This window comes from Mesorhizobium sp. GbtcB19, assembly GCF_019091085.1.
Classification (GTDB): domain Bacteria; phylum Pseudomonadota; class Alphaproteobacteria; order Rhizobiales; family Rhizobiaceae; genus Mesorhizobium.
The window spans coordinates 183,296-197,708 of the sequence record NZ_JAGXJY010000007.1 but is presented as its reverse complement, the minus strand read 5'-3'; the positions used below and the strand labels follow the sequence as shown (position 1 = coordinate 197,708).

17 protein-coding genes are annotated in these 14,413 nt (G+C 64.5%); 7 read left to right on the top strand and 10 right to left on the bottom strand.

The window, feature by feature from the left end; all coding sequences use genetic code 11:
- The first annotated feature begins 134 nt into the window (after positions 1-134).
- The 4 genes from KVT37_RS15060 to xth all read left to right on the top strand — a co-directional run bounded on the left by KVT37_RS15060 (position 135) and on the right by xth (position 5,305).
- Positions 135-413 (top strand): hypothetical protein, encoded by a 279-nt coding sequence (locus KVT37_RS15060; protein WP_217574280.1) that lies wholly within the window; start codon positions 135-137, stop codon positions 411-413.
- 197 nt (positions 414-610) lie between these two features.
- Entirely contained in the window at positions 611-3,283 is a 2,673-nt protein-coding gene (locus KVT37_RS15055) for a DNA translocase FtsK (protein ID WP_217574278.1), read from the top strand.
- A 280-nt stretch (positions 3,284-3,563) separates the two neighbouring features.
- Positions 3,564-4,232 (top strand): outer-membrane lipoprotein carrier protein LolA, encoded by a 669-nt coding sequence (locus KVT37_RS15050; RefSeq protein WP_217574276.1) that lies wholly within the window; start codon positions 3,564-3,566, stop codon positions 4,230-4,232.
- Between the two features lie 266 nt (positions 4,233-4,498).
- Positions 4,499-5,305 carry an exodeoxyribonuclease III gene (xth, locus tag KVT37_RS15045; RefSeq protein ID WP_217574267.1) on the top strand — a complete coding sequence of 269 codons (807 nt, stop codon included), beginning with the start codon at positions 4,499-4,501 and terminating at the stop codon, positions 5,303-5,305.
- Here the strand turns inward: xth and KVT37_RS15040 are convergent.
- Entirely contained in the window at positions 5,302-5,757 is a 456-nt protein-coding gene (locus KVT37_RS15040; RefSeq protein ID WP_217574265.1) for a cyclic nucleotide-binding domain-containing protein, read from the bottom strand. The genes xth and KVT37_RS15040 overlap by 4 nt on opposite strands.
- A 250-nt stretch (positions 5,758-6,007) precedes the next feature.
- On the bottom strand, positions 6,008-6,691 hold the full coding sequence (locus tag KVT37_RS15035) for a response regulator transcription factor (protein WP_217574263.1): 684 nt from the start codon (positions 6,689-6,691) through the stop codon (positions 6,008-6,010).
- A 177-nt stretch (positions 6,692-6,868) separates the two neighbouring features.
- Between KVT37_RS15035 and KVT37_RS15030 the strand changes: the two genes are divergently transcribed.
- Positions 6,869-7,375, top strand: a complete 507-nt coding sequence (locus KVT37_RS15030) for a L,D-transpeptidase (protein ID WP_308642628.1) — start codon at positions 6,869-6,871, stop codon at positions 7,373-7,375.
- Positions 7,376-7,556: 181 nt separating this feature from the next.
- Here KVT37_RS15030 and KVT37_RS15025 read toward each other — a convergent pair whose 3' ends face one another.
- Together KVT37_RS15025 and KVT37_RS15020 are read right to left on the bottom strand one after the other, a co-directional pair.
- Positions 7,557-7,955, bottom strand: a complete 399-nt coding sequence (locus KVT37_RS15025) for a GFA family protein (protein WP_217574259.1) — start codon at positions 7,953-7,955, stop codon at positions 7,557-7,559.
- A gap of 44 nt (positions 7,956-7,999) precedes the next feature.
- A complete protein-coding gene (locus tag KVT37_RS15020) occupies positions 8,000-8,263 on the bottom strand; it encodes a hypothetical protein (protein WP_217574257.1) in 264 nt (87 codons plus the stop codon).
- 131 nt (positions 8,264-8,394) lie between these two features.
- Between KVT37_RS15020 and gcvA the strand changes: the two genes are divergently transcribed.
- Complete coding sequence (gcvA, locus tag KVT37_RS15015; protein ID WP_217574255.1) at positions 8,395-9,315, top strand: transcriptional regulator GcvA; 921 nt, start codon at positions 8,395-8,397, stop codon at positions 9,313-9,315.
- 7 nt (positions 9,316-9,322) lie between these two features.
- Here the strand turns inward: gcvA and KVT37_RS15010 are convergent, their stop codons facing one another.
- From KVT37_RS15010 to tsaD, 6 genes are all read right to left on the bottom strand, one after another.
- Complete coding sequence (locus KVT37_RS15010) at positions 9,323-9,748, bottom strand: DUF1761 domain-containing protein (RefSeq protein WP_217574253.1); 426 nt, start codon at positions 9,746-9,748, stop codon at positions 9,323-9,325.
- 50 nt (positions 9,749-9,798) lie between these two features.
- Positions 9,799-10,455, bottom strand: coding sequence for a methyltransferase (locus KVT37_RS15005; RefSeq protein ID WP_217574251.1), 657 nt, complete (start codon positions 10,453-10,455; stop codon positions 9,799-9,801).
- Positions 10,452-10,877, bottom strand: a complete 426-nt coding sequence (locus KVT37_RS15000; protein WP_217574249.1) for an EVE domain-containing protein — start codon at positions 10,875-10,877, stop codon at positions 10,452-10,454. The genes KVT37_RS15005 and KVT37_RS15000 overlap by 4 nt, the downstream gene beginning before the upstream one ends.
- A 92-nt stretch (positions 10,878-10,969) precedes the next feature.
- On the bottom strand, positions 10,970-11,266 hold the full coding sequence (locus KVT37_RS14995) for a YciI-like protein (protein WP_217574247.1): 297 nt from the start codon (positions 11,264-11,266) through the stop codon (positions 10,970-10,972).
- Between the two features lie 18 nt (positions 11,267-11,284).
- Positions 11,285-12,304, bottom strand: a complete 1,020-nt coding sequence (locus tag KVT37_RS14990) for an NAD(P)H-dependent glycerol-3-phosphate dehydrogenase (protein WP_217574245.1) — start codon at positions 12,302-12,304, stop codon at positions 11,285-11,287.
- A complete protein-coding gene (tsaD, locus tag KVT37_RS14985; RefSeq protein WP_217574466.1) occupies positions 12,301-13,386 on the bottom strand; it encodes a tRNA (adenosine(37)-N6)-threonylcarbamoyltransferase complex transferase subunit TsaD in 1,086 nt (361 codons plus the stop codon). The genes KVT37_RS14990 and tsaD overlap by 4 nt, the downstream gene beginning before the upstream one ends.
- A gap of 103 nt (positions 13,387-13,489) precedes the next feature.
- On the opposite strand from tsaD, the gene hemC reads away from it, so the two are divergent.
- Positions 13,490-14,413, top strand: a complete 924-nt coding sequence (gene hemC / locus KVT37_RS14980; protein WP_217574243.1) for a hydroxymethylbilane synthase — start codon at positions 13,490-13,492, stop codon at positions 14,411-14,413.

Sequence of the window (14,413 nt, the reverse complement as noted above, 5' to 3'; positions counted from 1 at the left end):
GGAGAATCGTTTTTCGACATTATCACGTTCGCGTGATGCGCCGGCAGGAAGAAACATCGGGCTTTCCAGATCCGTACTGGGATTGCGGCCGCCGTTCTGGCGATCGTTAAACAAAAAAGGGAAGGAACCACCTGATGAACATCAAGAACATCTTCCTGGGAGCAATGGCTCTTTCGATGATCAGCGGCGTTGCACTTGCCGGTGCTCTCGATGAGCCGGACAACATGGCCCCGTTCTTCACCGATTCCAGCATGAAGACCATGAAGCCGGAAGCCGACTTCAAGGCGGCCTGGGCGGCGACGCCGAAGGACAAGCAGGACATGATGATGAAGGAATGCCAGGACGCGGCGATGAGCAAGCCTCACGCCGAATTCTGCGCCAACCTGAAGGCGTATGGCGGCGCCAGCAAGTGATGTGCCGAAGGTCGGGTCTGCACGGGCCTGACCGTTTTGTCATTCATGAAGGGGGTGGCAGGTTGCAAAGCCTGCCACCTTCGTACCGGTAAAAGGCCATGGTTAATGCGGCCTTAACCTTCCCCCCGATAGTCTGGCGTTCGAATCTGCCGAGGTGCGCCACGCGCCCGGCCAGGCAACGATTACGGGGAAGAGGCATGCGTTCAGGCGCTTCAGCACCGCTCGCGCTGACCGATACGGGGCACGGCATCCAGGCATTCGCGCGGCGCCAGGTCGGGCGGCTGGTCGGGGCCGGCCTGTTCCTGTTCACCGCCTTCGGCATCGCGGCGCTGGCCACCTGGAACGTCGCCGATCCGAGCTTCTCGCACGCCACCAGCAACGTCGTCACCAATGCCATGGGCTACGCGGGCGCGGTGTTCTCCGATCTCGCCATGCAGTTCTTCGGCCTCGCGGCCGTCGCCGGCCTGGTGCCGGCGGTGATCTGGGGCTTCCTTCTGTTTTCGGCGCGCGGCGTCGACAAACTGCCGAAGCGCGGCTTCGCCTGGTTCGGCTTCGCGCTTCTTGCCGCGGCCATCGCCGGCTGCGTGACGCCGCCCAACACCTGGCCGCTGCCCACCGGCCTCGGCGGCGTCTTCGGCGACATGGTGCTGAAGATCCCCGGCATCGCCGTCGGCGGCTATCCGAAGGGCCTCTTTGCCAGCATCATCGCGCTCATCCTTGCCGCTCCGGCCTTGTGGCTTTTCGCCTATGGCTCGGCGCTGATTGCCCGCAAGAACGGCTTTGCCGTGATGGAGCGCGCCGCCCAGCCCGATCCGCGCGAGCAGGACGAGATGCTGTTCGACGAGGATGAGGACGAGGGCGACGAGGGAATACTGGCGCTCGGCGCCGTCACCCATTGGTGGCTGTCGTTCCGCGCCTTCCTGCATCGCCGCGCCGCGCGCCGCAGGCGGGAGCGCGACGAGTTCGAGCCGCCGATGGAGCCGAAGGCCAGCGCCTGGCGGCGCGCCGCCGAGCGGGTCGAATCGGCCGAGTTCGCCGAGTCCCGCATGAGCCCGGGCGGCCGCGCCCGCGTCGAGCCGGAATTCTTCGCCGCCATGGTCAACGACCGCAGCGCCTCGGTCGATCCGGTCGATGAGGACATCTATGACGAAGAGGACGAAGACGTCGATCTCGACGACTTCGACGACGAAGCGCCTGTCCAGCGGCGCGGCGCAGGCGCCAAGGTGCAGAATTTCCGCTCGGACGCCGCGACCCGCGTCGCCGCGCCGGCGGCGCGTCCCGTGCCCGGATCACGTGTTCAGCGCGAGGCGCAGACGTCGCTGATCGGGTCGGACACGTTCGAGATGCCGTCGCTGCATTTCCTCTCCGAGCCGAAGAACATCGCCAAGGATGCAAGCCTTTCGAAGGACGCGCTGGAGCAGAATGCGCGCCTGCTCGAAGGCGTGTTGGAGGATTTCGGCGTCAAGGGCGAGATCATCCATGTCCGCCCAGGTCCGGTCGTCACCCTCTACGAGCTGGAGCCGGCGCCCGGCATCAAGTCCTCGCGCGTCATCGGCCTTTCCGACGACATCGCCCGCTCGATGAGCGCGATCGCCTGCCGCGTCGCCGTCGTGCCCGGCCGCAACGCCATTGGCATCGAATTGCCGAATGCCAAGCGCGAGACGGTCTATCTGCGCGAGATCATGGCCAGCCGCGACTTCGAGACGACCAAGATGAAGCTGGCGCTCGCCCTTGGCAAAAGCATCAACGGCGAAGCCGTCATCGTCGACATCGCCAAGATGCCGCACGTGCTCGTCGCCGGCACCACCGGCTCGGGCAAGTCGGTCGCCATCAACACAATGATCCTGTCGCTGCTCTACCGGCTGACGCCGCAGGAATGCCGGCTGATCATGATCGACCCGAAGATGCTCGAACTGTCGGTCTATGATGGCATCCCGCATCTCTTGACGCCGGTCGTCACCGATCCGAAGAAGGCGGTGGTGGCGCTGAAATGGACCGTGCGTGAGATGGAGGACCGCTACCGCAAGATGTCCAAGGTCGGCGTGCGCAACATCGACGGTTTCAACGCACGCGTTCAGCAAGCGGAGAAAAAGGGCGAAAAAATCTCGCGCACCGTGCAGACCGGCTTCGACCGCCAGACCGGCGAGGCGATTTACGAGACCGAGGACCTCGATCTCGAGCCGATGCCCTACATCGTCGTCATCATCGACGAGATGGCCGACCTGATGATGGTGGCCGGCAAGGATATCGAAGGCGCGGTGCAGCGCCTGGCGCAGATGGCGCGCGCGGCCGGCATCCATGTCATCATGGCGACGCAGCGTCCGTCGGTCGACGTCATCACCGGTACCATCAAGGCCAATTTCCCCACCCGCATCTCCTTCCAGGTGACGTCCAAGATCGACAGCCGCACCATCCTTGGCGAGCAGGGCGCCGAGCAGCTGCTCGGCATGGGCGACATGCTCTACATGGCGGGTGGCGGCCGCATCCAGCGCGTGCACGGGCCGTTCGTCTCCGACGACGAGGTCGAGAAGGTCGTCGGGCACCTCAAGCTGCAGGGCGTGCCGGAATATCTCGACGCCATCACCGAGGATGACGAGGAAGAGGACGAGGACGGTCCGTCGGCGAAGGGCGGTTCCGGCGGCGGTGGCGGCGGCAATTTCGAGGATTCCGACGATCCCTACGACCAGGCTGTGGCAGTGGTGCTGCGGGACGGCAAGGCCTCGACCAGCTACATCCAGCGCCGGCTCGGCATCGGCTACAACCGCGCCGCCTCGATCATCGAGAAGATGGAGAAGGAAGGCATTGTCGGCCCGGCCAACCATGCCGGCAAACGCGAGATCTTGGTGCCAACCGAAGAGGACAAGTTTTAGAGTTTGTCGATATTCAGGTGAGGCCGGCCTGCAAATGGCGGTTTCCTGCGCTTCCGGTGCTCACGTACGAAAAGTACGCTCCGCTCCGGTTCTCGGAAACCACCATTTTCGACTCGGCCTGACCTGAATCTCGACAAACCCTGACCCGGCTAGACGCAGGGTCAGCAGGCAACCGGAAATCGTCTGGCGCGTTTGTGCGAAGCTGTCGCGCACCCGCCAAACTTAGGCCCTAGTGGGAGCCCAGATACTGCCACGACAAGAATCACAGGATGTGACCGGCATGAAAACCCCGACCGAATTCGCCCTCACCCGCCGCCAGCTCCTCGGCCTCGGCTTGATGCTTGGCGGAGCTGCCGCTCTCAACCTCGTGCCAGGATACCAGCTCGTGGCCGCCGCGCAGGCGGCCGTGCCGCCGGCGGCGCAGAAGATCGCCGACCACTTCTCCTCGGTGAAGTCGATGAGCGGCGAATTCGTGCAGTTCGGCCCGAAGGGCGAGCAGACCGGCGGCAAGTTCTTCCTCGAACGCCCCGGCAAGATCCGCTTCAACTATGACGGATCGTCGAACTTCCGCGTCATCTCCGACGGCAAGTCGGTGGTGATCCTCAACAAGAAGCTCAACACCTCCGACCTTTACCCGCTGTCGAAGACGCCGTTGAAACTGCTGCTCGACGACCGCATCGACCTCTCCGGCGGGCGCGTCAAGGACGTCAAGGAAGAAGACGACCTCACCACCATCAAGCTTTCCGACAAGTCGGTCTTCGGCAATGCGATGATCACCATGATGTTCGACCCGAAAACCTATGATCTGCGCCAGTGGACGATCACGGACGCCCAGGGGAAAGACACGACGGTGATGATCTTCAACACCAAGGAAGGCGTCAGCTTCCCGCCCGATACGTTTGCCATCGATTATACGGCGAACCGAGAGCTGAATACAAAAACCCGGTAGGCTTTCGCCGCTGTCGGAGCTTTATCTCGTTACGCTGGCGCTGCCCCTCATCTGGCTGCCGCCATCTTCTCCCCGTGAACGGGGAGAAGGGGCTTGGCGTCACCGCTTTCGCTGATCGCCGGGCGTCGCAACCGCTTCTTTCTCCCCGTTTACGGGGAGAAATGCCCGGCAGGGCAATGAGGGGCGGCGCTGACCTCCGCCGTCGGCTTGTCTTTCCGCCGCGCGGCTGGCACTAGATCGGCGATCTCTTGCCGGACCTTGCTTGAATGCCCTTCACCATCGCTACCTGGAACATCAATTCCGTGCGCCTGCGCATGCCGATCGTCGAGCGGCTGCTGAAAGAATACGCGCCCGACGTGCTGTGCCTGCAGGAGACGAAGGTTCCCGACGAGCTCTTCCCGGAAAAAGCCTTCAGCAAGGCCGGCTACGAGCACATCCTGTTCCACGGCCAGAAGGGCTATCATGGCGTCGCCACAGTCGCCCGGCGGCCGATCGAGCTGGTCGAGAAGCGGCGGTTCTGCGAGATCGACGACAGCCGGCACCTGTCGGTCAGGGTCCAGGCCGGCGACAAATCGATGCTGGTGCATAATTTCTACGTGCCGGCCGGCGGCGACGAGCCGGATCCGGAGATCAACCGCAAATTCAGGCACAAGCTCGATTTCGTCCAGGAGATGAACGGCGTGCCGGCCAGCGGTGACGAGCTATCGGCGTCGATCCTGGTCGGCGACCTGAACATCGCGCCGCAGGAGCACGACGTCTGGTCGCACAAGCAATTGCTCAACGTCGTCAGTCACACGCCGGTCGAGACGACAAATTTCGAGGCGATGCGCGAGGCCGGCGGCTGGGTCGACCTGATGCGGCTCAACGTACCGGCCGAGCAGAAGCTCTACACCTGGTGGAGCTATCGGGCGAAGGACTGGGAAGCTTCCAACCGGGGGCGGCGGCTCGACCATGTCTGGTCGTCCGCCAATCTGGTGCCGAGCTTCCAGGGATATGAAATCCTGCAGGCGGCGCGCGGCTGGGAGAAGCCGTCCGACCATGTGCCGGTTATCGCGAAGTTTGATTTGGATTAGCCCGTAAACCGCGGCCCTAACGCCTCGATGCGGGCGATCATCTGCTGGAATTCTTCCAGGATGCGTTCGTGCAGCTGCACCGCCAGATCGGGGTATTCCTCGAGGATGCGGCGAAACATCTTGCGGCTCAGCCGGATCACTTCCGAATCGATCGCCGCGGAAGCGCTGGTCAACCGCCGCGTGTCGGCGATCAGCGCCAGCTCACTCAGCATCGCGCCGGGGCCGGCCATGCCGATCGGGATGCGCTCGCCGCCCTGCTCGCGATAGAGCGCGATGCGGCCTTTGACCACGATATAAGCGGAGTCGGCGTCGTCATCCTCGAGATAGAGCTTGCGGTCTGCCTGCAGGAAGGTGTTTTCCGCGCCGAAGGCGAGCAGACGCAGCTGTTCCTGCGTGAAGCCCTGGAAAAGCTTCACGCTGGACAGAATGTGGATGTCGTCATCCAACGCCATCCTAGCTGTGTCCCCGAGCGGTCAGTCCAGTCCCTCCTTTGGAGCGGCGCGTCCTCAAAGAACGCGCAAAAGCGCTCCAACACTTCTAGCCTGCACCCCGTGCGAGGCATCCATCGAGCCGATCCGTCACCCTCCAGCACCAGGATCGTACCCGAAGCGGTCCCGCCCCGACCGCTCTATTCCTTTGAAGCAATTCCGGACGGAAAACCGCCTCACACTTTTCCTGGAATTGCTCTAGATCATGAAATGTTTAAGGAACCAGCTTGTAGCCGCCGCTTTCTGTCACAAGAATTTCAGCATTGGAAGGATCGCGCTCGATCTTCTGGCGCAACCGGTAGACATGGGTCTCCAGCGTGTGCGTGGTGACGCCGGAATTGTAGCCCCATACCTCTTCCAAAAGCACATCGCGCGTCACCACTTTCTGGTCGGCGCGGTAGAGATACTTGATGATCGAGGCCTCCTTCTCGGTCAGCCGCACCTTGGCGCCGCGCGGATCGATCAAGAGCTTCTGGCTGGGCTTGAACGTATAGGGACCGACCGAGAAGGTCGCGTCCTCGCTCTGCTCGTGCTGGCGAAGCTGGGCGCGGATGCGCGCCAAAAGCACGGCGAAGCGGAAGGGCTTGGTCACATAATCGTTCGCGCCGGCCTCGAGACCGAGAATCGTGTCGGAATCGGTGTCGTGCCCAGTAAGCATGATGATCGGCGCCTTGTAGCCGCCCTTGCGCAGGATCTTCACCGCCTCGCGGCCGTCCATGTCGGGCAGGCCGACATCCATGATGAGCAGGTCGACGACGCCGCCCCGCGCCGCGGCAACGCCTTTTGCGGCGGAGGCTTCCTGCTGGACGTCGAATTCCTCGTAAAGCGCCAGTTGCTCGACCAAAGTGGCCCGCAGGTCGTCGTCATCATCAACGATCAGAATGGTGCGTGATGTCATGGGATATCAATCCGTTGTTTTAAAAAGAATATTCAGTTGACCTCCCCCCATTTATGCGGAAGCTCACCGGCGCAACAGCCGATCACAGTGATTTGTTCCGTGAGACAATCATACAAGAAAAAACGCGCGCGCAATGAGGCGGGCGCATTTTTGCCGAAAGGCTTGCGTGTTTTGGTCGTGCGCGCACGCCCAGGCAACCCCGCGCAGGGGTTCCTGCAAGCCGGCAAAACGGTGTTTCCCTGCGCCCTGGGGCGCAGCGGCATCTCCGCCAACAAGCATGAAGGGGATGGCGCGACGCCGCTGGCGTCGATGCGCATCCTGTCGGGCTATTTCCGCAACGATCATTTCGCGGGCGGGCGCAGGACAAGGCTGCCGATGGCACCGATCGGTCCCGATCTCGGCTGGTGCGAGGTGCCGGACGACCGCAATTACAATCGCCCGGTGAAGATCCCCTATGGCGCGAGCCATGAGCGGATGAAGCGCGACGACCGGCTCTACGATGTCTGCCTGGTGCTCGACTGGAACATCGCGCCGCGCTTGCGCGGACGCGGCAGCGCGATCTTCTTCCACCTGGCGCGGCCGGGCTTTACGCCGACCCAAGGCTGCGTGGCGGTGACGGCGCGCACCATGGCAAGGCTGCTTCCAATGCTGTCGGACAGAACGGTGGTGAAGGTGGTTCGGTAGGGTGAGGCCGGTCTGCAAATGGCGGTCTCGGAAGCCGCCGGGTTTGGCCACTTCGCGACTGCGGCATGGCCTGACCCCAAAACGCGTCGCGATCTTTCAGATTCGGTCCATGCGCTTTAGGTCTTTGATTTTGCGCATGTCTTTATCCCCGAAACCGGTTCCCACTTTAGGGAGACATGCTTTAGCCTTTCGTATAGTCAGGCCCAAAACGTGTCGGCAGGCCGTCGGCGAGTTTCAGCCAGGGGAGCTTCTCTTCAAAGGCGACATGCAGCGTGGGCGCAAATTTTTCCGGCTCCTCCATTGCCGCGGCAAAGAAATGCATGACGTCGGACATCTTCTTCGAGCGGAAGGACAGCGGCGTGCCGCAATGATCGCAAAATGTTCTTTCCACGCCGGGAGAAGAATTGAAAACCTTCGGCGGCTTGCCGAGCCACCGCCATTGGCCGTCCAAGACGCCAATGTAGGCGGTCATCGGCGCAGAACATTGCCGCCGGCAACTTTCACAATGACAGACCACGCAGGCCTGTACCGGACCATCGACTTCAAAAGCTACGGCGCCGCACAAGCAGTGGCCACGCATGCGAATTCTCCTTGAGTCAATTGACCCGCGGCGCCAAAGCCGCATCAGCGATGGGATCGACGCGGACGCTGCCAGCCGGCGTCCAGCAAGCCGATGCGGCCGAGCTCCCTGTCCATTGCCTTCGAGATGTCCCGGCGTTCGGCGCCGATGTCGCGCAACTGGCTGTCGGAGAGGTCTTCGACCGACTCCTGGGAAAGCCGGGCTGCGACCCGGGCCTGGCGCAGCCAGTCCGCTGCCGAACGTAGCCAAAGCGTGATGGCGGAGCGGGATCCTAGGGTGGCGTGGGACTTCAGGGCGATCTCAGACATGACTCTATCCGTGTTTCTCCGGATATCAAATCCGGTTTGATGGTGTTTCGATGAAGCCATCATGCCGGATTGAAAAACAAACGAGAAACGAGTAGTTCTTTTCTGATCATCAAGTTTTATTTGGAGATCGTATGTCTAGGCTGCTGCCCGGGACGCGAGCGCTGCGGACTTTCGAGGCGGCCGCCCGTCATCTCAACTTCACCCGCGCCGCCGACGAGCTCGGCCTGACGCCGGCGGCGGTCAGCCACCAGATCAAGGAAATCGAGGATCAGCTCGACCTGGTGCTGTTCACGCGCACCAGCCGCACCATCCGGCTGACCGAAGCGGGCAGCGTGCTGCACGACGCGTCGATCGATGCGCTCGACCTGCTCAACCGCGCCGTCAGCCGCGCCCGCAAGATGACGCGGGGCACATCCTTGCTGAAGGTGACGCTCGACGCGCAGTTCGCGACAAAGTGGCTGATGCGGCGCGTCGACGACTTCCGCCAGCGGAAGCCCGGCATCGAGCTGCGCTTCGACATCACCTACGATGTCCGGGATTTCGAGCGCGACGATGTCGATATCGGCATCCGCTTCGGCACCGGCAAATATCCGGGGATCATCGCGCACCGGCTGTTCGAGAACATCATCATCCCGGTGTGCAGCCCGGCGCTGCTGGCGTCAGGTCCGCCGCTGAAGGAGCCGCGCGACCTTTTCAACCACACGCTTGCGCACATCGACTGGTCGCGCCAGGGCGTGACCTGGCCGAACTGGAGCATGTGGATGCACGCTGCAGGCGTCGACGATTTCGACGACAGCCGCACGCTGGTCTTCGGCTCCTCGACCGACGCCACCCAGGCGGCGCTCGACGGCAATGCGGTGGCGCTCGCCGACTTCGCCATGGTCGCCAACGATCTTTCGCAAGGGCGCCTGGTGCGGCCCTTCGAGCTCGGCATCAAGGTCGCGCCGGAATTCGCCTATTTCCTGGTCTATCCAGAGGCCGCGAAGGACGACGCACGGGTCATCGCCTTCCGCGAATGGCTCACCGAGGAGGCGGCCAAGACCCCTACATGATGGCGGGTTAGCCGGCTGGAGCTGCCGGCGCGCCGAACCAGCCGATGATGGCGCCGATGATCAGCATCACGCCCAGCCAGTGGCCGGCATCGATCAGCGTCAGGGCCCAGCCGAAGCCTTGATAACGCTGGTTGGCGGTCAGCGTGGTGGCGATGAAGCCGAGCCAGAGCACGAAGCCGAACAGCAAGCCCGCGACCGGGTTCGGCTCGCCGCCGGTGATTGCCCCCACCACCAGCGTCAGGACAAGCGCCATGATGAGCTCGGCGATGAAGCTGACGATGAACGGAAGGGCCGAGCGCTTCATGGTCGCCGGGTCGAGCCTGGCCGCGTTCAACCAGGGCTTGCTCAAGCCCATGTACCAGACGGCGCCGAACAACCATGCGACGACGGCGGCGACGATCACCGCCAGCCAGTTCACGACCGAAAAATCCATGCTTTCCCCTCCAAATCGAAATGCGATGGAACGCTTGTTCGCCCGTCGCGTCAAGCAAGGCGCCAGATGGTCGTGCGCTTGACCTCGGCATCTTCCAGCACCCGCGTCACCGGTACCTCATAGACAGCGAGCGATTGCAGCCCGGTCTTCGGCAGATAGGCGCGACCGGGATCGCCGACGAGGATGTCGGTGCCGCGCGCCCGCAACCCCGCGAACCAGGGCAGCAGCCTGTCGGCGAAGGCCTTGTCGTAGAAGACATCGCCGGCAAGCACGACGTCCCAGCCATCGTCCGAGTCGACGCAATCCACGCCGAGGAATTGCGCCTCGACGGCGTTGGCTTCGAGGTTGAGCGCGATGGCCGTCTCGCAAAACGGGTCGATGTCGGCGGCGATGACTTCCGCGGCGCCTGCCTTGATCGCCGCGATCGCGACGAGGCCCGAGCCGGTGGCGAAGTCGAGCACGCGCCTGCCGCGCACTATTGTTGGATGGTCGAGCACATAGCGGGCGAGGCCCTGGCCGCCGGCCCAGGCAAAGGCCCAGAAGGGCGGCGGCAGGCCGATCTCGGCCAGCTCCTCCTCGGTGCGCAGCCAAAGGTCATGCGCCTCGTCGGCGAGGTGCAAAAGCACTTCCGGCACGTGCGGCGGCGCCATCAGCGCCGTGTTGTCGAGGACGAATTTCTTGGCGCTCTTCGGCGAAAGCTTCGTCACGGCGCCGGGTTAAGCTCGGCCATGCGGCAGACCTCTTTCCATTCGGCCGGCGTCACCGGCTGCACGGAAAGCCGGCCGAGCCGGACCAGCGCCATCTCGGCGAGCTTGGGATTGGCTTTGACCTGTTCCAGCGTCACCGGCTTCGGCACGTCCTTGAAGGCGCGGATGTCGACGCATTCCCAGCGCGGATCGTCGGTCGTGCTGTCGGGGTGCGCCAGCGCGCAGACCTCGGCGATGCCGACGATGTCGAGCCCCTGGTTGGAATGGTAGAAGAAGCCGAGATCGCCGATCTGCATGGCCTTCATGTTGTTGCGGGCGGCGTAGTTGCGCACGCCGTCCCACTGCGTGCCGGCCTTGCCCTTGGCCTTCAGCGCCTCGAAGGAAAAGACCGAGGGTTCGGACTTGAACAGCCAGTAGTTCATCTTTTGGTCCTCAATCTTTTGTTTGACGCAATTCCGGACGGAAAACCGTGCGACACTTTTCCTGGAATTGCGTCAGGCGCTTCTACTGCGAATTAACTAGCCGCCGGCTTGTTGAAGGTCCAGTTCCACTGGCGGATTTCGACGCTCTCGAACAGGCCAGCCTTGGCGTAGGGGTCGGCTGCCGACAGCGCCTGCGCGGTTGCCAGGTCCGGCGCCTCGACCACGACGAGGCTGCCGTCCGGCTTGCCCTCGGCATTGAGAAACGGGCCGGCGAAGGCGAGCTTGCCTTCGGCGTTCAGGCCTTCCAGGAAGGCGACATGCGTGGGCCGCGTGTCGAGGCGAACCTGCAGGCTGCCGGGCTTGTCCTTGCAAATCAACGCAAACAGCATCTTTCAAACTCCGATGGTTCAGATGTCGGTTTCGGTTTTGAGCGGCCGCGTCATCAGCGCGGTCACCGCCTGGCCGATGGTTACCTTGCCGTCGAGGATGGCGGCGACGGCGGAAATGATCGGCGCCTCGATGCCGCGCTCGGCGGCGATGCGCGCGGCAATGCCCGCCGTCGCCACGCCTTCGGCGAGCGGCAGGCCGGCAAGCGGCTTGCCCTGGCCGAGCGCCAGGCCGTAGGCGAAATTGCGCGACTGCGCCGAGGAACAGGTCAGCAACAGGTCGCCGAGGCCGGAAAGCCCCATCAGAGTCTCCGGTTTCGCGCCGAAGGCGGCGCCGATGCGGCGCAATTCGACGAAGCCGCGCGTCACCATGGCGGCCTGGGCGCTGGCCCCGAGCCCGGCGCCGGTGACCGCGCCGGCGGCGATGGCAAAGACGTTCTTCAGCGCGCCGCCGATCTCGACGCCGATCAGGTCGTCGCTGGAATAGCAGCGCAGGTTTTCGGCCGAGAAGCGGGCGGCAAGCTCGGCCGCCAGTTCACCGTCGCTCGCGGCCACGACAACCGCCGTCGGCAGGCCGCGCGCGACATCGCTGGCGAAGCTCGGACCGGACAATGCGGCCACGGGATTGTTGGGCAAGGTCTCCGCGACGATCGCCGAGAGCAGCGCGCCGGTGTCGCGCTCGATGCCCTTGGCGCAGAGCACCAGCGGCGCTCCCCGAGGCACATGGTTGCGCGCAGCGGCCAGGACCGCGCGCAGCGACTGCGCCGGCGTCACTGCCAGCACGCAATCGGCGCCGGCGAGCGCCGCAGCCATATCGCTGGTGGCCGCGATGCCGGGCGCGATGCTGATGCCGGGCAGGTAGCGCGGGTTCTCGCCGCGGGCGACGGCAGCGACGGTTTCGGCGTCGCGGGCATAAAGCCGGACATCATGACCAGCGCGCAGCATGGCGAGCGCCAGGGCCGTGCCCCAGGCGCCGCCGCCGAGCACCGCAACGCGCCAGCCGCTTCCCGATTTCGTGTCGCTCGTTGCCTTCGCGCTCATGCCTTGGCACCGCGCCGGCCGGAGCCAACCAAGGGTGTCGAGACACTGTCGAGCGGCCAGCGTGAACGCGGCACGAAGTCGGCGGTGTTTTCGTCGGCGATGCCGGCGCGCAGCCGCTCGATGCCGGCCCAGGCGATCATCGCGGCGTTGTCGGTGCAGAGCTTTTGCGGCGGCGCGACGAAGGCGAAGCCGGCTTGCGAACAAAGCGCTTCAAGCGTCGCCTTGATCGTGCGGTTGGCGGCAACGCCGCCGGCAACGACCAGCGCCGGCCTTGCCTGATCGGGGAATTCCTGGCGGAAGCGGGCAAGCGCGCGCGCCACGCGGTCGCCCAGCGCGTCGGCCACCGCCGCCTGGAAGGAGGCGCAGATGTCGGCGACATCCTTGTCGCTCAGCGGCGCAATCGCGGTTGCCGCCTGGCGCACCGCCGTCTTCAGGCCGGAGAAGGAAAAGTCCGGCTGCGCCGAGCCCTTCATCGGGCGCGGGAAGGCAAAGCGGCTGGCATCGCCATTGGCCGCCGCCTTCTCGACATTCGGGCCGCCGGGATAGGGCAGGCCGAGCATCTTGGCCGTTTTGTCGAAGGCTTCGCCGAGCGCGTCGTCGATGGTGGTCGCCCAGCGCTGGTAATCGCCGACGCCGCGCACCGCGACGATCTGGGTGTGGCCGCCGGAGACGAGCAGCAGCAGATAGGGGAAATCGAGACCGTCGGTCAGCCGCGCCGTCAGCGCGTGGCCTTCGAGATGGTTGATGGCGATCAACGGCTTGTTGGCGGCGGCGGCGATCGCCTTGGCCGTCATCAGGCCGACGATCAGGCCGCCGACCAGGCCGGGGCCGGCCGTCGCGGCGATCGCGTCGACCTCATCCAGCGATACGGACGAGTCGGCAAGTGCCGCCTCGACGATGCCGTCCAGCGCCTCGACATGGGCACGCGCGGCAATCTCGGGCACGACGCCGCCGAAGGCCGCGTGCTCCTCGATCTGGCTCAGCACCACGTTGGACAGGATTTCGGGCGCGGCTCCGCCCTCCAGCGCCACGACGCTGGCCGCCGTCTCGTCGCAGCTCGTCTCAATGCCCAGAACGCGGATCAATTGGTCGCTGGCCTCAAAGATTGTGTCACCGGCCATTCCCAATTAGGAAAAGGCCCGGCAGACCTCAAGCTGCCTCGGGGGTTATCACGGACCGCGCGCCATGCAAACTTTGAAAATCGGAACACGCGGAAGCCCGCTGGCCCTGGCTCAGGCGCATGAGACGCGGGCGCGGCTGATGCAAGCGCATGGCCTGCCCGAGCAGGCATTCGAAGTGATGCCGATCTCGACCAGCGGCGACCGCATCCAGGACCGGCCGCTGTCGGAGGCCGGCGGCAAGGGCCTGTTCACCAAGGAAATCGAGGAGGCGCTGCTCGATGGCCGCATCGACATCGCGGTGCATTCGTCGAAGGACATGCCGACGGTGCTGCCCGACGGGCTGGAGCTTTGCACCTTCCTGCCGCGCGAGGATGCGCGCGACGCTTTCATCGGCAAGACAGCGAAACGGATCGCCGACCTGCCGCATGGCGCCACTGTCGGATCGTCGTCGCTGCGTCGTCAGGCGCTGATCCGCCGGATGCGGCCGGACCTCGACGTGGTGATCTTTCGCGGCAATGTGCAGACCAGGCTGCGCAAGCTGGACGAGGGCGTCGCCGAAGGCACCATCCTCGCTTATGCCGGGCTGAAACGGCTAGGCCTCGAACATGTCGTCACCGACCTGATGCCGCTGGAGGATTTCCCGCCGGCGCCGGGGCAAGGGGCGATCGGCATCGAGACGCGCATCGGAGACCGCGCCGTCGAAAACATGCTGGCGGCGATCCATCACGTGCCGACCGGCCAGGCCTTGGCCTGCGAGCGCGCTTTCCTCGCCGCGCTCGACGGCTCGTGCCGCACGCCGATCGCCGGCCATGCGACGGTGGCGGGCGAGAAACTCTCCTTTGCCGGGCTGATCATTTCGCCCGACGGCACGGAATCGCATGAGGTGCGGCTGGACGGCGAGGCCGCGGACGCGGCGGAAATCGGCATCGACGCCGCGCGGACGGTGCGTGCCCGGGCCGGCGCAAAATTCTTCGACGGCTGGGCCTGA